This window comes from Corynebacterium urinipleomorphum (assembly GCF_900155535.1).
Classification (GTDB): domain Bacteria; phylum Actinomycetota; class Actinomycetes; order Mycobacteriales; family Mycobacteriaceae; genus Corynebacterium; species Corynebacterium urinipleomorphum.
The window spans coordinates 280,349-300,728 of sequence record NZ_LT706962.1 but is presented as its reverse complement, the minus strand read 5'-3'; the positions used below and the strand labels follow the sequence as shown (position 1 = coordinate 300,728).

The 20,380-nt window shown below is 65.5% G+C and carries 16 protein-coding genes; 6 read left to right on the top strand and 10 right to left on the bottom strand.

The annotated features are described in order from the left end of the window. Positions 1–325 precede the first annotated feature (325 nt). The 6 genes from CZ338_RS02140 to rho are packed head-to-tail and all read right to left on the bottom strand — an operon-like array spanning position 326 to position 6,503. Positions 326–784, bottom strand: coding sequence for a hypothetical protein (locus CZ338_RS02140; RefSeq protein ID WP_087116608.1), 459 nt, complete (start codon positions 782–784; stop codon positions 326–328). Between the two features lie 11 nt (positions 785–795). After that, positions 796–1,935 carry a glycosyltransferase family 4 protein gene (locus tag CZ338_RS02135; RefSeq protein WP_087116606.1) on the bottom strand — a complete coding sequence of 380 codons (1,140 nt, stop codon included), beginning with the start codon at positions 1,933–1,935 and terminating at the stop codon, positions 796–798. A gap of 4 nt (positions 1,936–1,939) precedes the next feature. Further along, complete coding sequence (locus tag CZ338_RS02130) at positions 1,940–2,605, bottom strand: L-threonylcarbamoyladenylate synthase (RefSeq protein WP_087116604.1); 666 nt, start codon at positions 2,603–2,605, stop codon at positions 1,940–1,942. Positions 2,606–2,633: 28 nt separating this feature from the next. Then, a complete protein-coding gene (prmC, locus tag CZ338_RS02125) occupies positions 2,634–3,488 on the bottom strand; it encodes a peptide chain release factor N(5)-glutamine methyltransferase (protein WP_143341233.1) in 855 nt (284 codons plus the stop codon). Further along, a complete protein-coding gene (gene prfA / locus CZ338_RS02120; RefSeq protein WP_087116603.1) occupies positions 3,475–4,554 on the bottom strand; it encodes a peptide chain release factor 1 in 1,080 nt (359 codons plus the stop codon). The genes prmC and prfA overlap by 14 nt, the downstream gene beginning before the upstream one ends. Further along, complete coding sequence (rho, locus tag CZ338_RS02115; protein ID WP_087116792.1) at positions 4,554–6,503, bottom strand: transcription termination factor Rho; 1,950 nt, start codon at positions 6,501–6,503, stop codon at positions 4,554–4,556. Before rho ends, prfA begins: the two co-directional genes overlap by 1 nt. A gap of 274 nt (positions 6,504–6,777) precedes the next feature. On the opposite strand from rho, the gene CZ338_RS02110 reads away from it, so the two are divergent. Both CZ338_RS02110 and CZ338_RS02105 read left to right on the top strand, forming a co-directional pair. Next, positions 6,778–8,532 carry a long-chain fatty-acid--CoA ligase gene (locus tag CZ338_RS02110; RefSeq protein WP_087116601.1) on the top strand — a complete coding sequence of 585 codons (1,755 nt, stop codon included), beginning with the start codon at positions 6,778–6,780 and terminating at the stop codon, positions 8,530–8,532. Positions 8,533–8,598: 66 nt separating this feature from the next. Next, positions 8,599–9,741 carry a glycerol dehydrogenase gene (locus CZ338_RS02105; RefSeq protein ID WP_087116599.1) on the top strand — a complete coding sequence of 381 codons (1,143 nt, stop codon included), beginning with the start codon at positions 8,599–8,601 and terminating at the stop codon, positions 9,739–9,741. A gap of 71 nt (positions 9,742–9,812) precedes the next feature. Here CZ338_RS02105 and thrB read toward each other — a convergent pair whose 3' ends face one another. From thrB to argS, 4 genes are all read right to left on the bottom strand, one after another. After that, entirely contained in the window at positions 9,813–10,742 is a 930-nt protein-coding gene (thrB, locus tag CZ338_RS02100; protein WP_087116597.1) for a homoserine kinase, read from the bottom strand. A gap of 2 nt (positions 10,743–10,744) precedes the next feature. Further along, entirely contained in the window at positions 10,745–12,097 is a 1,353-nt protein-coding gene (locus CZ338_RS02095) for a homoserine dehydrogenase (RefSeq protein ID WP_087116595.1), read from the bottom strand. A 75-nt stretch (positions 12,098–12,172) separates the two neighbouring features. Then, entirely contained in the window at positions 12,173–13,528 is a 1,356-nt protein-coding gene (gene lysA, locus CZ338_RS02090) for a diaminopimelate decarboxylase (protein WP_162287296.1), read from the bottom strand. Positions 13,529–13,585: 57 nt separating this feature from the next. Continuing rightward, on the bottom strand, positions 13,586–15,253 hold the full coding sequence (argS, locus tag CZ338_RS02085; protein WP_087116591.1) for an arginine--tRNA ligase: 1,668 nt from the start codon (positions 15,251–15,253) through the stop codon (positions 13,586–13,588). Between the two features lie 218 nt (positions 15,254–15,471). On the opposite strand from argS, the gene CZ338_RS02080 reads away from it, so the two are divergent. From CZ338_RS02080 to CZ338_RS02065, 4 genes are all read left to right on the top strand, one after another. Then, positions 15,472–17,148: an L-lactate permease gene (locus CZ338_RS02080; RefSeq protein ID WP_087116589.1), complete on the top strand. Its 1,677-nt coding sequence runs from the start codon at positions 15,472–15,474 to the stop codon at positions 17,146–17,148. Between the two features lie 109 nt (positions 17,149–17,257). Continuing rightward, entirely contained in the window at positions 17,258–18,043 is a 786-nt protein-coding gene (locus CZ338_RS02075) for a (Fe-S)-binding protein (RefSeq protein ID WP_087116587.1), read from the top strand. Positions 18,044–18,066: 23 nt separating this feature from the next. Next, complete coding sequence (locus CZ338_RS02070) at positions 18,067–19,641, top strand: LutB/LldF family L-lactate oxidation iron-sulfur protein (RefSeq protein ID WP_087116791.1); 1,575 nt, start codon at positions 18,067–18,069, stop codon at positions 19,639–19,641. Then, positions 19,641–20,279 carry a LutC/YkgG family protein gene (locus CZ338_RS02065; RefSeq protein WP_087116586.1) on the top strand — a complete coding sequence of 213 codons (639 nt, stop codon included), beginning with the start codon at positions 19,641–19,643 and terminating at the stop codon, positions 20,277–20,279. The genes CZ338_RS02070 and CZ338_RS02065 overlap by 1 nt, the downstream gene beginning before the upstream one ends. Positions 20,280–20,380: the final 101 nt, after the last annotated feature.

Genomic DNA, 20,380 nt, shown 5'->3' with positions numbered 1-20,380 from the left:
TTCTCTCCCGTTCTCGGGCCGCACTTGCGGGAAGTGCGGTGCGATGGACGTCTTCATTTCTGCCTTCCGCGGCGGACTCCGTCGCACATCAGCTACCGCGGTGCAGGGGACTTTTAGAGGCGGTTACCCCATTAAGGCGTAGCTCTCCTCTTCTAACCCGCGATCAGCCTATCAGCAGAGAGCACGAATCGGGCATGTTGGGGGGAGCCTGTCGCGGGGATTGAGGGGGTTCTGTTTCACACTCCGCGTATGAGCAGGTGCGGGCACCATTCAGGTCCCTGTTAGGTAGATCACAGGGGGCACCCGCTTATCGACGCTTCCCCCGCTACCCCACGTACAGCGTCCGCGTCGTCATGATTCCCCACACCTCGGTGGCCAGAACGACGACGAGCGCGGCGATGATGGTGACCGCGAAGGCGGCGGTGTCGTAGAACGTCATGGTGCGCAGCCACGCGAGAAGTCCCATCAAGACTAAGAGCTTGACCAACCAGCTACCGAGCACGACCGTCATCGTCGTCGCCGGCGTAGTGTTCGAGGTCAGCAGCACCGAGACGACGGTCAGGAGAACAAAACCGCCGCCGATGGCCGAGCCGAGCAGTACCCCCCAGATCCCCGGTAGGTCACGCATTCCGCCCCACACAGCCAAAGAGACAATGGTGAGGGCGACGAGCGCCCAGCCGCCGAGTTTCAGGGCGCGCTTGAGCGGAGCCTGGGGGTCCTCATACTCGCGGTAATCGGATTCGGTGCCGTGGGGAGTGTTCGCGTCGGTGCCGTTAGGTTTCACAGAAGCTCATGCTACCGCGAGGGGCCGATCTTCCCCTTCATCGCGGGCACAGCTGTGGCTACCGCCGCCAATGCGACCGCGGTAGTGAGAAGCACCGCGGCATACCGCGACGGGATGACCGAGAAACTGACAGCACCGAACGCGATTGCGGAGACCCACATATACAGCACCAGCACCGTGCGACGGTGTGTGTGCCCAAGTGCGAGCAACCGGTGGTGGATGTGCTGCCGGTCGGCCGCGAACGGGCTCTTGCCTTGGGAGACGCGGCGGATCACGGCCATGACCAGGTCGATCACGGGGAGCGCAACGGCGGCCACCACGACAATGAACGGGCTGATCAGGGCGACAAAGTCGGCGGTGCCGTAGAGGGACATGTTGATCTTGCCGGACGCGGAGATCGATGCAGCAGCGAGAAGCAGACCGATCAGCATCGCGCCGGAGTCCCCCATGAAGATTCGCGCGGGCTCGTAATTGTGCGGCAGGAAGCCCGCGCACATTCCCACCAGCGCGGCGCAGATAATGGCGGGCGGATACGCGGACACGGCACCACCCTGATCGTGGAGCACAGTGAGCGAAAAGACCAGGATCGCCGCGCCCGCGATCATGCCGAGACCGGCTGCCAGACCGTCGATGCCGTCAACGAAATTGAAGGCGTTAATGAGCATCACGATGAGCAAGGAGGACACGACGACGCCCTGAGTCTGATCGAGAATAAGGGTGGTGCCGCCATTGAACGGCAGATAGAACACGCTGAACGACAGGCCCATCACGGACATCGTCACGGCCGCGACGATCTGGCCGAAGAATTTGGAGAGGGCGCCGAGCTCGTAGAGGTCGTCGATAATCCCCACCACGACGATGAGAAAGGCGCCGATGACCACCGCTGTCATCTCCGGTGTCACGGGTGCGAAACCACGCGTGAGCGCCGGCAACTGCATCGCCAGATACACCGCCGACAGAAAGCCGGTGAACATGGCTACCCCGCCCAGGCTCGGTGTCGGTTGAGTGTGCACGTCGCGCTCGCGGATTTCAGCGATGCGGCCGGTACGGACGAGCAGCGAGCGGACGGGGCCCGTCGCCAAGTAGCTGATCACCGCGGCGACGAGAATGACCAGCCCGAGTTCCCGTAACGGGACACCAGATCCGGTCATGGCTCTACCTGTCTTTCCGCCTCAGCTCCTCGGGGTCAAGGTTCAGGACCTCACCAATTTGCTGGGGGCTCACGGCGCCCTCGCGGAGAATCACAGGGGTGGGGCCGGAAATGTCCAGAATCGTCGACGGGGTGCCCACCTGGGATGTTCCGCCGTCAAGGTACGTCTGCACTGCTTCGCCGAACTGCTCGCGGGCGCCGGCAGCGGAGACTGGCGGGGCCTGACCGGAGATATTGGCACTGGACACGGCCATCGGGCCGACCTCGCGGAGCAGCTCGATCGCCACCGATTGCAGCGGCATACGGAGCAGCACGGTGCCGCGCGTGTCACCGAGATTCCACGGCAAGGACGGAGCCTCGGGCACGACGAGGGAGAGACCTCCGGGCCAGAAGGCCTCGACAAGCGTCTTCGCCGTGTCGGTGAACTCGCGCACGAGACCCTGGATCGTCGTCCACGAGCCCACCAAAACAGGCACGGGCATGTCCGCACCGCGCCGCTTCGTAGCAAGCAGCTTAGCGACGGCATCCGGGTTGAACGCGTCCACCCCAATCCCGTACACCGTGTCAGTAGGCAGCACCACGCACTGCCCTGCCCGCACAGCGCGGGCGGCGATGTCAATGCCCTCTTGGCGCCCCTGGGGGTCAAGGCAGTCGTAGATTCTGCTCGGCATCGGAGGGATGCTCCTTTTCCTGTTGCGGTCAGTTGGTCGAAAGCTTACTCGCCGTGACAAAACGCTTGCGTCCTGTCAGGTCGGCCATGTTGCGGATGTCCCCGAATGATCCGTCCGCTTCGACGAGCTGGCGAGTCAGTTCGGCGGTGGTGTCGTCGTGCTCGATTCCAAGTGCGCCGCCGGGGGCAAGCAACCGCGCGGCGACGGGGATGAGCCCCCGGATCGCGTCCATGCCGTCGTCGCCCGAGAAGACTGCGTCGAGCGGATCGTGATACACCTCCGGCTCCAGCTCCCCTGCTTCTTCCGGTACGAACGGAACGTACGGCGGATTCGCCACGATAAGCTCAACGGTTCCGGTGAGCTCCTCAAGGAGGCCGGGGTCCGTCATGTCGCCCTGGATAATCCGGACATTAGGAAATGGCGCAGCATTCTCGCGTGCGGCGGCCACTGCGACATCGGACTTCTCCACCCCAATCACCTGCGCGGGTCGTGCACGCTCAGCGATGTAAATGGCGAGAGCTCCCGATCCAGTGCCGAAGTCGACGACAGTTCCGCTTGGTTTTAGGTCCACCGCCCATTCGGCGAGCACCTCGGTCTCCGGGCGCGGGATGAACACGCCCGGTCCGACACGGAAGTCGTGGACGCCGAACGGAGCTGTGCCAAGGATGTGCTGCAGCGGCTCCCTCTTCGCCCGGCGGGAGATGAGAATGGCGTAATGGTCATCGAAACCCGCGGGCGGCTCGGCGAACACGAGCTCCATCGGGGTAATGCCGATGAGGTGGGAAGCGATGAGGCGGGCGTCGACAAGCGGAGATGAAACGCCCGCGTCGGCAAGCAGCTGCGCGGCGCGGGTGATGGTCTCGCGGAGACTATTCGGCTTCAAGACGCTCCTGGCGCTCGTGGGTCTGCAGCGCGCCGATCAGGTCGTCCATGTTTCCATCGAGGACGGAATCGAGGTTGTTCGCCTTGAAACCAATCCGGTGATCCGAGATGCGGTTCTCCGGCCAGTTGTAGGTGCGGATGCGCTCCGAGCGGTCCATGGTGCGCACCTGGGACGCGCGGCCCTCCGCTGCCTCAGCCTCCGCCTTCTCGCGCTCGGCCTGCTCGAGGCGGGCCTGGAGGACCTGCATCGCGCGGGCGCGGTTCTGGATCTGCGAACGCTCCTTCTGGCACGTGACCACAATGCCGGTGGGCAGGTGCGTGATGCGCACGGCGGAGTCCGTCGTGTTCACGCCCTGGCCACCTTTACCGGACGAGCGGTACACGTCGACGCGGATGTCCTTCTCGTCGATCTCGACGTCCGCGACATCCTCAGTCTCCGGGAAGACGTAGACGCCGGCTGCGGAAGTCTGGATGCGCCCCTGCGATTCCGTCACCGGGATGCGCTGGACACGGTGGACGCCGCCCTCGAATTTCAGCTTCGACCACGCGCCGTCTCGCGACGGGTTCTTCATGGTCACCGACACCGTCATGTCCTTGACACCGCCCAGATCGGACTCCGCGACGTCCAGGACGTCCCAGGTCAGCCCAGCTTTCTCGGCGTACTTCTGGTACATGCGGGCGAGGTCGCCGGCGAACAGAGCGGCCTCCTCGCCGCCGGCGCCGGCCTTGATCTCCATGATCACGTCGTCGGCGTCGTGCTCGTCGCGCGGGGCGAGCAGGTCGGCGAGCTCTTCTTCGAGGCGGACAATCTCGCCTGCGAGGCGGGTGGCCTCCTCAGCGAACTCCTTGTCCTCGGACGCCATCTCGGCGGCAGCCTCGTGGTCCTCGCGGGCCTGGTTGAGCTCGTTGTTGAAGTTGATGATCGGCTGCAGCTGCGCGTAGCGCTTGGAGAGCTTGCGGAAGAGGTCTTGGTCGCCCACCACTTCCGGGTCGCTCATCTGGGCTTGGATGCCCTGGTACTCGGAGACGTAGTCGTCGACAAGCGAGACCTGCGATTTCTCTGCCATTACTGGTAGTCCTCCGTCTCCTGGTCAGCCGCCATCGGTGCGGATTGCGCCACGCCGACGAGGAACTCGCCGTTGTTCTTGGTCTTCTTCAGCTGCTTGATCAGCATGTCAATGGACTGCTGCGGATCAAGCGCGGACAGGATGCGGCGCAGCTTGTGCATGATGCGCGCCTCCTCCGGGCTCATGAGCAGCTCATCCTTGCGTGTACCGGACGGGTTGACGTCCACAGCCGGGAAGACGCGGCGCTCCGCGATCTTGCGGTCGAGCTTGAGCTCGGCGTTACCGGTGCCCTTGAACTCCTCGAAGATGACGGTGTCGCCGGCGGACCCGGTCTCCACCATGGCGGTGGCGATGATGGTCAGCGAGCCGCCCTCCTCGATGTTGCGGGCGGCGCCGAGGAAGCGCTTCGGCGGGTAGAGCGCGTTCGAGTCCACACCGCCAGACAGGATGCGGCCCGATGCCGGCGAGGAGTTGTTGTACGCGCGGCCCAGACGGGTAATGGAATCCAGCAAGACCACAACATCCTGGCCCATCTCCACGAGGCGCTTCGCGCGCTCGATGGCGAGCTCCGCCACGGCGGTGTGCTCGCTCGGCGGACGGTCGAAGGTGGAGGCGATGACCTCGCCCTTGACGGAGCGCTGCATGTCGGTGACTTCCTCGGGGCGCTCGTCCACAAGCACGACCATGAGGTAGCACTCCGGGTTGTTGTGCGCGATCGCGTTGGCGATGTTTTGCAGGATCGTCGTCTTACCTGCCTTCGGCGGGGAGACGATCAGCGCGCGCTGGCCTTTACCGATGGGCATGACCAGATCGATCACGCGCGTGGTCAGGATGTTCGGCTCCGTCTCCAGGCGCAGGCGCTGATTCGGGTACAGCGGGGTGAGCTTGTGGAACTCCGCGCGCTGCTTCGCCTCGTCCACCGTCATGCCGTTGACGGTGTCAACGCGCACCAGCTGGTTGTAGCGCTGGCGGTTGCGGCCGTTGCCGTGCGTGTGGCCCTGGCCGTTCGCACGAACCTGTCCGATCACCGCGTCGCCGGAGCGCAGACCGCAGCGGCGCACGAGGTTGTTGTTGATGAACACGTCGGCCTGGTTCGCCCGGTACCCCGTCGTGCGCACAAACGCGGCGTTGTTGTCGACGATGTCGACAATGCCCGCGACCTCCTGCAACTCCTCCGGGTCCAAGTCCTGGCCGTTGTTGTTGTGGTTCTGGTTATTCCCGCCGCCGTTGTTGTTGTCGCGGTTGCGGCGGTTGCGTCGGTTCCGGCGCCCGCGGCGGCCCCCGCCGCCGTTGCCGTTGCCGCCGTCGTGGTTGTTGTCGCCGCCGCGATCGTTGCGGTCGCCCCGGTTGTTGTTCCCGCCGCGGTTATTCCCGCCGTTGCCGTTGCCGTTGCCACGGTCGTTCCGGTCACCCCGGTCGTCGCGGTCCTCGTTATCCCGGCGATTGTCGCCGCGGTTGTCGCGGTCCCGGTCTCCACCCCGGCCGCGGCCGTTGTTGTCCTCGCGGTCGCCGGAGCGCCCCGAGTCGGCAGAATCGTTCGAGTCGCCGGAGCTGTCCCGGTTGTCTGAGCTGTCGCGGTTGTCGGGGCTGGCGGAGCCGTCGTCAAGCTTGTGCTCATTGTCGCCGTGCTTGGCACGGTTGCGGCGCGCGCGGCGGGCGGCGGAGCGGGACTCGTAGCGCTGCTCCTCGCCTTTGTCATCTTTGTTGTCGCGGGATTCGCGGTTCTCGGCGCTCGGCGCGGAACCGGTCTCCGCGTTGTCGGCGGCGGCCTGCTCGCTGGCGCGCTGGCGTGCGCGCTGCGGGACGGTGCCCGTGGTGATGGCTTGGATCAGCTCGCCCTTGCGCAGGGCGGACGTGCCGCGCAGGCCTTTTTCGGCGGCGATCTTGCGCAGCTCCGGAAGCTTCAGCGATGCCAGGTCCTGGCTCGCGGCGTTACCCGTATCGGTCACGGATGTCCTTTCGTCATATTCGTGCGACGCTGTTTTCACGCGGTTATCCCCACTCTCGGCCGACGGGCCTTCAAAGCCCGCAATAAACGGGGCGGAGGTGGTGCACGCTAGATCGGACTCGCGCTGCATGCTCGAAAACCAGCTGGCATGGAGGCGGTGAAAATCTGCGAGGCGAAAAGCGCCTCAGGTCACGATCTTGTCCGACAGTGTAGCGGACGGCGCGGGACACCGGTTCACCAACCCGCACAAAACGGCCCACGGTAGAGTGAGCTGCATGCTTTCCACCATGCAGGAAGTGCCGTTCTCGGTCGGCCGTATCCTCGAGTACGGGGCGTCGGTCCACGGTTCCACGAAGGTGACCACGTGGCGCTCGGGCGAGGCCGAGGAGACCACGTTCGCGGCGGTCGGGGCACGGGCGGCGGCGTTCGCGCATGCGTTGGAGGACCACTTGGGCATCGACGGGGACCAGCGCGTGGGCACGTTGATGTACAACTGCGCGGAGCACCTCGAGGTGATGTTCGCGGCATCAGCGAAGGGTTCGGTGTTCGTGCCGCTGAACTTGCAGTTGATGGAGGACCAGATCGCGTACATCGTCAACCACGCGGAGATCGAGGTCATTGTCGCGGACCCGCGTTTGGCGCGGAAGCTCGGCCGATTGTTGGACGCGTGCCCGACGGTGCGCGCGGTGTGCTTCACAGGCTTGGGCGATGTCGACGAGTTGCGCAGCGAGCTTCCAGGCACCATCGAGGTTTTCTCGTACGAGTCGCTTCTCGACGGCGCTTCCACCCTCTACCCCTGGCCCGAACTCCCCGAGAACACTGCCGCGGCGATCTGCTATTCCACGGCGACAAGCGGCCCGCCGAAGGGCATCGCGTACTCCCACCGGTCGATCTGGCTGACGGCGATGAGTCTGCGCGCCACGGACTCGCTGGCGATCACGCACGGCGAGTCCTTCCTGTGCTGCATCCCGATCTACCACGTTCTCAGCTGGAACGTCCCGTTCAGCGCGTTTCTGGCCGGCACTCCCCTGGTGTTGCCGGATTCGGACGTGTCCGCGCCGACGCTGGCCAAGCTCATCGCAGGCACCCACCCGCGCGTGGCGCACGGCGTGCCCACGTTGTGGATCCAGCTCATGGTCCACTACCTGCACAACCCGCCGGAGCGCATGTCCCTGACGGAGATCTATGTTGGCGGCTCCCCCGCCCCGCCGGCGCTGATCAAGGTATGGGAGGAGCGCTACGGCGTGGACATCATTCACGTCTGGGGCATGACGGAGACCTCCACGGTGGGCACGGTGGCCCGCCCTCCGTCGGGCGCGTCCGGCGAGCGCCGTTGGGCGTACCGCGTCTCCCAGGGCCGCTTCGCACCGTGGCTGGAGTACCGAGTGGTCAACGACGGCGGCATTGTCTCCCGCACCGACCGCAACGACGGCGAGATCCACGTCCGCGGCAACATGGTCATCGGCTCCTACTACTGGCCGTCGGACCCCGAGGCGTCCGAACGCGTATCGACGTTCCGCGGCGAACCCGTCCCCCGCTCCGACGATTCCTTCACCGACACCGGCTGGCTGCGCACCGGCGATGTGGGCACGGTGACATCCGACGGGTTCATGACGCTCTACGACCGCTCCCGCGACGTCATCCGTTCCGGCGGCGAGTGGATCTACTCTGCCCAGCTGGAGAACCTGATCATGGAGTCTGACGAGGTTGTCGAGTGCGCCGTCATCGGGTACCCCGACAAGAAGTGGGGTGAGCGCCCGCTGGCTGTGACTGTACTCCATGCCGACGTCACCCCCACGATCGACCTGGCCAAGAAACTCCGCAAGGACTTGGCCAGCGAGCTGCCCACGTGGATGGCGCCGGAGTACTGGACATTCGTCAGCTCCATCGACAAGACGTCGGTGGGCAAATTCGACAAGGTCGACCTGCGGTCGCACCTGGCCAAGGACGAATTCGACATCATCACCCTCCCCGGCCCCGGCACCCGCCCAGCCGAGGAGGACAGCACCGGCGCCCCCGCCGCCGACTAGCGCGGGGGCAACCGCTACTAAGCCAACCAAAAACACGGTGCGACAGACTTGCGTACCGTTGGGGGTATGGCACAACACGACATTTTCTCTAGCCCGTCCCGTTACATCCAAGGAAAGGGTGCGATCGCCGATCTCGGCGAGCACCTGAAGAAGCTCGGCGAGAACCCGTTGCTCGTGTCGGACGACACGGTGTGGGGAATCGTCGAAAAGCCGCTCACCGAAGGTTTTGAGAAGGAAGGCCTTCCGGTCAACCGCGTTAGCTTCGAGAAATTCGCCACCGCGAAGGCCGTCGACGGTCTGGTGGAGAAGATCAAGGAGAACGACTACGACATCATCGTCGGCATCGGCGGCGGTTCCGCCATCGACGCCGCGAAGGCAGCCGGCTTCAATGCCGACATTGTGTGGGCTAGTGTCCCCACCGCCGCTTCCTCCGACGCACCGACATCCACGCTCGCCGTGATCTACACCGAGGACGGCGCGTTCGACGAGTACCGCTTCTACCCGAAGAACCCGGACGTGGTCCTCATCGACACCCAGCTCGTCGCGGGCGCTCCGGAGCAGTTCCTCGTCGCTGGCATCGGCGATGCCCTGGCCACCTGGGTTGAGGCCCGCGCCGCAGCCAAGGGCAACGGCACCACGATGAACGGCGGCCACCCGACGCGCGCCGGTGCTGCCCTGGCCAAGCTGAGCTGGGACATCCTCTGGGAGAACGCCCTGCCGGCGCTCGACGCAGTCCGCTCCGGCGTGGTCACCCCGGCACTCGAGGCGGTTGTCGAGGCCAACACGCTGCTGTCCGGCCTTGGCTTCGAGTCCGGCGGTCTCGCAGCGGCACACGCCATCCACGACGGCCTCACCGCCGCCGAGCAGACGCACGGTCTGTCCCACGGCCAGAAGGTCAACATCGGTACCTGCGCCCAGCTGATCATGGAGGGCGCGGACACCAAGGAGCTCGAGGACTTTATCGAGTTCACCACCAAGGTCGGCCTGCCCAACACGCTCACCGAGGTCGGCCTCTCCCCTGAGGACACCGAAGAGCTCGAGGCCGTGGCCAAGGCCGCCACCGCCGAGGAGGAGACCATCCACAACATGCCGTTCCCGGTCACCCCGGAGATGGTCGTGGAGTCCCTCATCGCTCTCGAGCGCATCTCCCGCCGCGTCCGCCAGGAGCGCGGCCTGCCCGAGCCCGTCAAGTACGAGGCTGAGCACTAAACGCTCGCTTATCGACGAAACGCCCCGCAGCATTCCCGCTGCGGGGCGTTCGCCGTTGTAGGAGCGGAACGTTAGGCGCGCAGAAGCTCCGCGGTGACGGGTCCAGCGATGTCGAGCTCGAGGACACGGAGGCCGTATTCGCGAGCGGAGTCGAGGATCTTCGCGTCCACCGGCTCGGTGGACAGCACCATGGCAGTCGGACCGGCGCCGGACAAGTAAGCCGCGTAGCCGCGGTTGCGCAGGCGGTTGACCCACTCTGCGGTGACCGGCAGGACATCGGCACGGTACGGCTGGTGCAGGCGGTCGCGGGTGCCCTCCCAGAGGAACTCCGGGTGAGTCTGGATCGCCACCGTCATCACCGCGGTGCGGGATACGTTGAAGCGGGCATCGGTATGCGTGACGTGGGACGGCAGTACCTTGCGCACGGCGTTCGTCGACGCGTGGAAGTCCGGGACGAGCGCGGTAGCGATGATATCGGGGTGCACGGTCAGCGGCACCGCGCGGTACTCCGGTTGGGAGACGCCGTCGACGGGAATGTCCGTCCACGACACCACTGCCCCGCCGACGACGCTGGCGGCGGCGTTGTCCGGGTGGCCCTCGAAGGCGGAGCTGAGCTGGACGATCTCATCGGTGCTCAGCGGTCCGCTGGCCAGCGTGTTCGCTGCGACCACACCGGCGACAGCGGCGGACGCGGAGGAACCCAGACCACGGGACTGCGGAATGTTGTTGTGGCAGGTGACCTTCAGTCCGGGGGCGTGAACGTCAGCCGCGTGCAAACCAGAGTTGATGGCTTTTACCACCAGGTGGGAGGAATCGCGGGGCAGGTCCTCGGCGCCCTCGCCGAAGATCTCCACCTCCAAGCCGGAGGCCGTGACTTCCACCTCGACGGTGTCGTAGATCCCCACGGCCAAACCGAGGGTGTCAAAGCCGGGGCCCAGGTTCGCGGAGCTGCCCGGAACGGTCACGCGGGCGCGCAGGCCTACCTCAAGATCAATGCTCATGGTTACGCCCCGAGACGGATGACCGAGTTGATGGCCTTGACCTCGTCGATCTCGCGGAGCTCGTCCACAATGGCGGAGAGCTTGCGCTCGAGGGACTCGTGGGTGACCACGATCAGGCGGGAGTGCTCACCGGACTCCTCCTGGCGGACAGCGGAGATGGAGATATTCTGTGCGGCGAAACGACGCGAGATCTCGGCGAGAACACCGGCTCGGTCCACCACGGACATGTCGATGTGGTAGCGCGTGGGCACGTCGCCGAAGTCCGCGACCGGGTAGTGCGCGTAGGGGTTCTCAGCCGGGGCACGGCCGCCGTGAATCTTGTTGCGGGCGGCACCGACCAGATCGCCGAGGACAGCGGAGGCGGTGGGAGCGCCGCCGGCGCCGTTGCCGTAGAACATCAGGCGGCCGGCGGCCTCGGCCTCGACGAACACGGCGTTGTAGGACTTGTCCACGGTGGCCAGCGGGTGGTCGTTGGGCACCAGCGTCGGGTGGACGCGGGCGGAGACGGAGGTCAGCCCGGCGTCGTCGATAAGCCGCTCGCAAATGGCGAGCAACTTGATGGTGAAGCCGGCTTCGCGCGCCGCCTCGATGTCCTCGGCGGTGATGTCGGTGATGCCTTCGGCGTGGACATCGTCGTAGGTGACGCGTGAGTGAAAGCCCATCGATGCCATGATCGCGGCCTTGGAAGCGGCGTCGTGGCCCTCGACATCTGCGGTCGGGTCCGCTTCCGCATACCCCAGGCGGGTCGCCTCGGCGAGAGCTTCGTCGTAGGTCATACCGGTGGATGTCATCGCGTCGAGCACGTAGTTAGTGGTGCCGTTGACAATGCCGGAGATGCGCTGCACCTGGTCGCCGGCGAGGGAACGGCGCAACATGCCCACCACCGGGATCGCGGCGGCGACGGCGGCCTCGTAGTAGAGGTCGACACCGGCGGCGTTAGCGGCGTCCGAAAGCTCGTCGGCGTGCGCGGCGATGAGCGCCTTGTTGGCGGTGACCACGGACTTGCCCGCGTTGAGCGCGGCGAGGACGAGCTCGCGCGGGTAGTCGATGCCGCCGATGACCTCCACGACGATGTCGATGTCGTCCCGGTCGATCAGCTCACGTGCGTTGTCGGTGAGCGTGATGTCCGGGAAGTGGTCGAGCACCTCGCGCTTCTTGCTCAGGTCGGACACGGCCACGCCGCGGACGTCGATCGGACCACCGATGCGGTTCTCGAGGTTGCTGGAGAACTCGTTGATCAGGCGCAGGACCTCAGTGCCGACGGTGCCCATACCCAGCACGGCCACCCCGACGGGTTGCCCGATGCCTTTACCGGGGTAGTTTCCGTTCCTGCCTTCGGCGCTCAGCGCAGTCATGGTTCTCCTGTGTCGTATTTGGCGGCCACTTTCCCCGAGGTGGCGGGGTGGAGCGGCCGGTGCGGACGCAATGCCCTAAGAGTCTACAAAAACCTCTCGGGCAAGTATGTCCTCGACTGTCTCGCGGCGGACCATCGGAGTGACCTTTCCGTCGCGCACACTCACCACCGCGGGGCGGCCGAAGCAGTTGTAGTTGGACGCCATGGAGTAGCAGTAGGCGCCGGTGGCGGCCAGCGCGATGAGGTCGCCGGGGGCGATATCGTCAGGCCAGAGGGCATTATTGATCAGGATGTCGCCGGATTCGCAGTGGGATCCGACCAGACGCGTCGCGTGCGGGGCACCCTCGGTGCGGCGGTTGACAATGCGCGCATCGTATTCCGCGCCGTAGAGCGCGGTGCGAATATTATCGCTCATTCCCCCGTCCACGGCGATATAGCGGCGGGTGGCCTCGTCGGTCACGTGAACATCCTTGACGGTGCCCACGGAGTAGACAGTGACGGCTGCGGGGCCCGCGATCGCGCGGCCCGGCTCCACGATCACGGTGGGCGGCGCGATGCCCAGATCCCCGGCCGCGTCGTTGACGGCGCGGAGCAGGTCGCGGGCGACAGCATCGACGTTGAGGGGCTCCTCCTCCACCGTGTACGCGATGCCGTAGCCGCCGCCGAGGTCGAGGAAGTCGAGCTGGAGCCCGAGCTCTTTGTAGATCTTGGCGTACAGGCCCAGCACGCGCGAGGCCGCGAGCTTGAAGCCCTCGGCATCGAAGACCTGGGAGCCGACGTGGCAGTGCAGGCCGGTCAGGCGGAGATTCGGTGCGTCGTGCGCCGTCTGCGCAGCGCGGAACGCGGAGCCGGACGCCAGGGACAGACCGAATTTCTGGTCCTCGTGGCTGGTGGCGATGAACTCGTGGGTGTGCGCCTCCACACCGGGCTTGACTCGGATGAACACGTCCTGGGTGGTGCCCTCTTCCCCGGCGATGCGGTTCAGCGCGTCGAGCTCCTGGTGGGAGTCGATGACCACGTGGCCGACACCGCTGGTCACGCAGCGGCGCAGGAAGGAGTCGCTCTTGCTGTTGCCGTGGGCGGTGATTCGCTCCGGTGGGAAGTCGGCGGCCAGGGCGATGAGCAGCTCGTTCTCGCTGGCAACGTCGAGAGCGAGACCCTCGTCAGCCACCCAAGTGGCAATGCGCGACGTCAGAAACGCCTTCGCCGCGTAGTGCACGTGCGCCGGATCGCCGTACGCGCGGGCCATGTCGCGGCAGCGCGAACGGAAGTCGTCCTCGTCGACGACCATCACCGGGGTGCCGTACTCGGCGGCGATCTCGGTCAGCGGGACACCGGTGACGGACACGGAGCCGTCCTCGTGGCGCTCGGCGTTGCGCGGCCACACGTGGGCGGGCAGGTCGTTGAAGCAGCCGGCCTCGTTGTGCCGCATGCGCAACAGGTCGTCGCGCGAGAGGTTGGCTGTGTTCAGAACGGGATCGAGCATGCCCTACATCCTTTCCGGCGCGGTGATGCCCAGCAGACGCAGGGAGTTCGCGAGCACCTGGCGGGACGCGGCGGCCAAGGCCAGGCGTGCGGAATGGATCGGCTCCGGTGTCTCGCCGGCCTTGGGCAGGATCTGGCACGCGTCGTAGAACTTGTGGAAGACGCTGGCCAGTTCCTCGGCGTAGCGTGCGATGCGGTGCGGTTCGCGCAGCTCGGCGGCGGCCTTCACCACAGCCGGAAATTCGCCGAGGGTTCGGATCAGGTCGCCTTCCTTCTCGTGGGTGAGCAGGGAGAGATCGGCGCCGTCGGCAGTCACACCCGCCTCAGCCGCCTTGCGCTCGATGGACGCCAGGCGCGTGTGGCCGTACTGCACGTAGTAGACGGGGTTGTCGTTGGACTGCTTCTCCCACAGATCCAGGTCGATGTCCAGGGTGGAGTCCACGGACGAGCGCACCAGCGAGTAGCGGGCGGCATCGCGGCCGATGAGGTCCACCAGGTCGTCGAGGGTGATCACGGTGCCGGCACGCTTGGACATTTTCACCGGCTTGCCGTCGCGGACGAGGTTGACCATTTGCCCGATGAGCACCTCCACGGCCTCCGGGTCGTAGCCCAGGGCCTGGGCGGCGGCGCGCAGACGCGCAATATAGCCGTGGTGGTCAGCGCCGAGCATGTAGATAGCCAGGGTGTGGCCGCGGTCGAATTTGTCCGCCACGTACGCGATGTCGCCGGCGATGTACGCGGCATTGCCGTCGGACTTGAGCACCACGCGGTCCTTGTCGTCGCCGAAATCGGTGGAGCGCAGCCACCATGCACCGTCGGCTTCGTACAGGTTGCCGTTGTCCTTCAGCGTCTGGATCGCGCGGTCCACAGCGCCGGACTCGAACAGCGAGTTCTCGTGGAAGAACACGTCGAAGTCGGTGCCGAAGTCGTGCAGCGACTGCTTGATTTGCGCGAACATCATCTCCACGCCTTCCGCGCGGAAGGTCTCCTGCACCTCGGCGTCAGTGCCGTCTAAAGCGTCAGCACGCTTATCGACGACCGCCTGTGCAATCTCCCCGATGTATTCCCCGCCGTACCCGTCCTCCGGTGTCGGCTCGCCCTTCGCCGCCGCCACGAGGGAACGCGCGAAGCGGTCGATCTGGCCGCCGTGGTCGTTGAAGTAGTACTCGCGGGTCACGGACGCCCCGGAAAATTCCAGCACGCGGCCCAGGGAATCACCGACGGCTGCCCACCGAGTGCCACCCAGGTGGATCGGGCCGGTCGGGTTGGCGGAGACGAATTCCAGGTTGATCTTCGCGCCGTCGTAGAGGTCCGAGGAACCGTAGCGCTCCCCCTTCTCCAAAATGCCGGCGACAATGCCGCCGGTGGCTGCGGCGCCGAGGCGGAGGTTGATAAAGCCGGGGCCGGCGATCTCGGCGGAGTCGATCTCGGGGAGGGACGACAAGGCGTCGGCAAGCAATTGCCCGAGCTCCCGCGGATTCATTCCCGCTTTCTTGGCCACCTGGAGAGCGACGTTCGTGGCGTAATCCCCGTGTTCCGGGTTACGCGGGCGCTCCACGGTGACGGTTGCGGGCACGATCGATTCGGCGTCGGCTCCGTCCGGCAGTTCGCGGCCGGCGAGCACGTCCAATGTCGCGGTTCTAACAGTGGCGGCAAGGTCAGCTGGGGTCATGTGGTGAAAGTGTAGAGCAGCTCTCCAGCGCGGTCAGAATGCGCTCGGGCCCCGCGGCACCGTGAGCGGTACGGCGGGTGCACCCTCTGGGCCAAAACCTTGGCGAGTTTTGCGCAAAAGGACGGCCATAGTGCAATAATTTCCCGGAAAAAATCGGCAGGGGCTTCCGTTGCGCGACGCCCCTTCCTCCCTCCTCAGACGAGAAAGATTCGCCTTTCATGACCTATCAAATTCAGCCGGATGCGGTGGCAGGCAGCCTTGCCCTCTCTGCCATTTTGTCCACGCTCCCGCTGGTGACCTTCTTTGTGATGCTCCTCGGGTTCAAAGCGCGCGCCCACACGTCCGGTGCTGTCGCCCTGCTCGTGGCCCTCATCGTGGGCATCTTCGGCTTCAACATGCCCGTCGTCATGGCCATTTCGTCCGTCTTCCGCGGCGGTGTATACGGCCTTGTCCCCATCGTCTTCGTGATTCTCACGGCGATCTGGTTCTACCAAATCACGGTCGCGTCCGGCCGCTTCGAGGACCTGCGCCTCGTGTTCGACAAAATGGGCAGCGGCGACGTGCGCATCCAGGCAATGCTCATCGCGTTCTGCTTCGGCGGCCTGCTTGAATCCCTCGCTGGCTTCGGCGCACCGGTGGCCATTACTGCCACCATGATTCTCGCGCTCGGTGTCCCGCCGCTGCGCGCGGCGTCTGTCGTGCTCATCGCCAACACCGCGCCTGTGGCGTTCGGCGCCGTGGCTATCCCGATCACCACCGCCGGCGACGTGGGCGACCGCACCGCCGAGCAGACCGCGAACATCGCGGCAATCGTCGGCCACCAGACACCGTTCCTGGCGTTCTTCGTGCCGTTCATCATCGCCTTTCTTATCGACGGCTGGCGCGGCGTCCGCGAAACCGCCCCCGCCTCCGTGGTGATCGGCCTGTCCTTCGGTATCGCCCAGTGGGCGACGTCCAACTTCTTCGCGTACCAGCTCACTGACGTCGTGGCCTGCATCGTTGCTCTCGGTGCCGCGTTCGTTCTGCTGCAGTTCTGGAAGCCTGTCGGCGTCCCCGCGCTCCGCGAGCGCCTCGGACTCGAGGAGGTTCATGTCGAGGACGCTGATGAGCTGACCGGCTCCCGTGTGTGGTGGGCGCTGTTCCCCTACGCCGTGGTGGTGTTCATCTTCGGCCTGGCCAACCTGGGCACCACGATCCCGAACTGGCTGAAGTCCACCGACATCGCCATCCCGTGGCCGTACATCACCGGACACATGTTCACCTCCACCGGCGACGAAATGCAGCGCACCGAATACAAGCTGCAGCTGCTGAACAACCCGGGCAGTCTCCTGGTCATCTCCGGACTCATCGTGGCCGTGTTCTACATGATCTTCACCGAGAACGGCCGCTACAAGCTGACCTGGCGTCAAGTGGGCCAGGAATTCGTGGGCACAGCCTCGCGCATGCGCTGGTCCGCACTCACCATCGCCACGGTCCTCGCGCTGGCATACGTGATGAACTACTCCAGCCAGACCGTCTCGATCGGCGCGTTCTTTGCCAACCTCGGCCCGGCATTCGCCTTCTTCGCCCCCGTTCTCGGTTGGGTGGGCGTGGCGGTCACCGGCTCCGACACCTCAGCCAACGCCCTGTTTGCCAAGCTGCAGGTCACTGCCGCAGAGAGCCTCGACCTCAACCCCGACCTCATGCTCGCCGCCAACACCACCGGTGGTGTCGTGGGCAAGATGATCTCCCCTCAGTCCCTCGCCATTGCCGCGACCGCGGTGGACATGGAGGGGCGCGAGTCCGAACTGTTCAAGAAGGTCGTCGGCTGGTCCTTCGGCTTCCTGCTCGCCGTGTGTACCCTCATCTTCCTGCAAACGAACCTGCTCAGCGGGCTGGTCCCGATGGTTCCGTAACCACTTAGGCGCTGCCCGCGTTTTAGGGGTAGCGTCACCCCTATGAGGCGGTAACCTGATTTCCGCCTTACATGCAGCTGGCACATACCTACCCAGAAAGGAACCAGCAGTGCGCGTAGCCCTGTTCACTACGTGTATTGGGGACGCTTTGTTCCCCGATGCACACAAGGCGGCAGCTCTCGTCCTGTCCCGACTTGGATGCGAGGTCGTCTTCCCTCCGGAGCAAACTTGCTGCGGACAGATGCACATCAACACCGGGTACCAGAAGGAAACGGTGCCCATGATCGAGAACTATGTCGACGCTTTCGCGGATGACTCGATCGATTACGTGGTCACCCCGTCCGGCTCCTGCACGGGCGCGGTGCGCGAGCAGCACACCCGCATCGCCGAGCGCTATGGCTCCAAGGAGCTCGTTGCCGGCACCGAGAAGACCACCAAGAAGACCCTCGACCTCTCCGAGTTCATCGTCGACGTCATGGGCACCACCGACGTGGGCGCGTTCTTCCCGCACCGCGTCACCTACCACTCCACGTGCCACTCCCGCCGCTTCATCAAGGTCGGCGACCGCCCGACGGACCTGCTCAAGGCTGTCGATGGACTGGAGCTCGTGGAGCTGGACAACGTCGAGGAATGCTGCGGCTTCGGCGGCACCTTCGCCGTGAAGAACTCCGACACCTCGGCTGCGATGGTCTCCGACAAGGTGCGCCACATCAAGGACACCAAGGCTGAGTACGTCACTGCCGGCGACTCCTCCTGCCTGATGAACATCGGTGGCGCCATGTCCCGCCAGCACACGGGCATTCGCGCCATCCACATCGCTGAGATTCTCGCCTCCACCCGCGAGCACCCGTGGACCCCGGAGTCCGCCGCGTACACGAAGGAGAAGATGCTGTGAAGGTCGGACTGGGTAACCCAACGATGCCGCCCCACGCGCCGCGCGACTTGGGGCACTTCCGCGAATACGGCAAGTTTCAGAAGAACGCTAAGACCGAGCTCAACAACTCGACCCAGCGCCGCAACCTGAACTACGCCACCACGCAGATCCGTCTCAAGCGCCAGGGCGTTGTGGACGAGCTCGACGATTGGGAGGCGCTGCGCGAGGCCGGCTCGACCATCAAGCGCGACACGCTCGCACGCCTGCCGGAGCTGCTCGAGCAGTTCGAAGAGAACGTGACCAAGCGCGGTGGCCATGTGCACTGGGCGCGCGACTCCAAAGAAGCGTCCCAAATTGTGACCGACCTGATCAAGAAGACCGGCGAAACCGACGTGGTCAAGATCAAGTCCATGGCCACGCAGGAGATCGCGCTCAACGATGTCCTGGAGGACAACGGCATCAACGCGCGCGAGACGGACCTCGCCGAGCTCATTGTCCAGCTTGGCGACGACTTCCCGTCCCACATCGTCGTCCCCGCCATCCACCGCAACCGTGCGGAGATCCGCGACATCTTCTCGGAGAAGATGCCCGGTGTCGGCGATGAACTGACGGCGGAGCCGGCTGAACTGGCCGAGGCTTCCCGCAAGTTCCTCCGCGAGCAGTTCATGAAGGCCAAGGTGGCCATCTCCGGCTGCAACTTCGGTATTGCCGAGACCGGTTCGGTCTCCATCGTCGAGTCCGAGGGCAACGGCCGCATGTGCCTGACCCTGCCGGAGACCCTGATCACCGTCATGGGCATTGAGAAGATCCTGCCCAAGTACGAGGATCTGGGTGTGTTCATGCAGCTGTTGCCGCGGTCGTCGACAGGCGAGCGCATGAACCCGTACACCTCGATCTGGTCGGGTGTGACGGAGAATGACGGCCCGCAGGACTTCCACATCGTGCTCGTGGACAACGGCCGCACCGCTGCCCTGTCCAACGAGATCGGCCGCGAAGCCCTGAAGTGCATCCGCTGCTCCGCCTGCCTGAATGTCTGCCCGGTCTACGAGCGCGCCGGCGGCCACGCCTACGGCTCCGTCTACCCGGGCCCGATCGGCGCGATCCTCACCCCGCAGCTCGCGGGCATGGATTCCACCGACGACGTCACCGCGTCCCTGCCGTACGCGTCCTCCCTGTGCGGGCGTTGCGACGAAGTGTGCCCGGTGAAGATCCCCATCACCGACGTCCTGCTGGAGATGCGCCACCAGAAGGTGGAGAACCACCGTCCGGCGGTTGAGGGCGCGATGTTCTCTGCCATCGGCAAGATCTGGGGCCACTCGAAGCTGTGGGACAAGGCAGTGCGCATGGTTGCTGCCGGCCGTATTCTCGGTGGCTTCGACGGCGTCATCGGCACGATGCCTCCGCCAGTCTCCGGCTGGACCGAGTACCGCGATGTCGCGGTGCCGCCGAAGAAGTCCTTCCGCCAGTGGTTCGAAACGGACGAGGCGAAGACGCTGCTCTCCGAGGCCCGCACCAAAGGTGTGGAGACCCACTCTGCTCCGGACCACCTCGGCACCGCCGCGGCCGAGGACGGCCCTGAGGAGTCCTGGACCCGCTACAACCGCAAGGAGGACCAGTAATGGGTACCGCTAAGGAAGACATCCTCGCCCGCATCCGCAATGCGCACAAGCTGGCCGACTCTCCTGCCAGCGTCGAGCACGCGCACGACTACCGCACCGAGTCGCCGCTGAACCGCGACGAGCTCCGCGAGATGCTCATCGACCGACTCGTGGACTACAAGGCGGATGTGAAGACCGCCTCCTCCGACGAGCTGGGCGCGACCATCGCGGAGATCCTGCGCGAGCACGACAGCAAAGAGGTCCGCTACGCGCAGGGCCTCGATGCCGCTCTGTTCTCCTCCTTCGACGGGAACGCAGTGCCTGACGATGTCTCCGTCGACCCCCGCGAACTGAACAGCGTCGACGCTGTTGTGACCGGCTCCGTGGTCTCCTCCGCTCAGACCGGCACCATCTGCCTCCAGTCCGAGGCCGGTGCCGGCGAGTGCGGCCGCCGCGCTTTAAGCCTGGTCCCCGACCGCCACCTGTGCATCGTGCACATGGACTCGGTGGTCTACGGTGTCCCGGAAATGTTCGCCAAACTCGACCCGGAGCTGCCCACCACGCTGATCTCCGGCCCGTCGGCAACGTCCGACATCGAGCTCGTCCGCGTCGAGGGCGTGCACGGTCCGCGTGACCTGATCGTCGTCATCGTCGATTAGCGCCGGCCGAGCGGGAAACCGCTGAACGCGCACACAGATAGGCCCGCACCTTCCGCCTGGAGGGTGCGGGCCGATCTGCTGTCATTTTCCCGTGCCGCGCT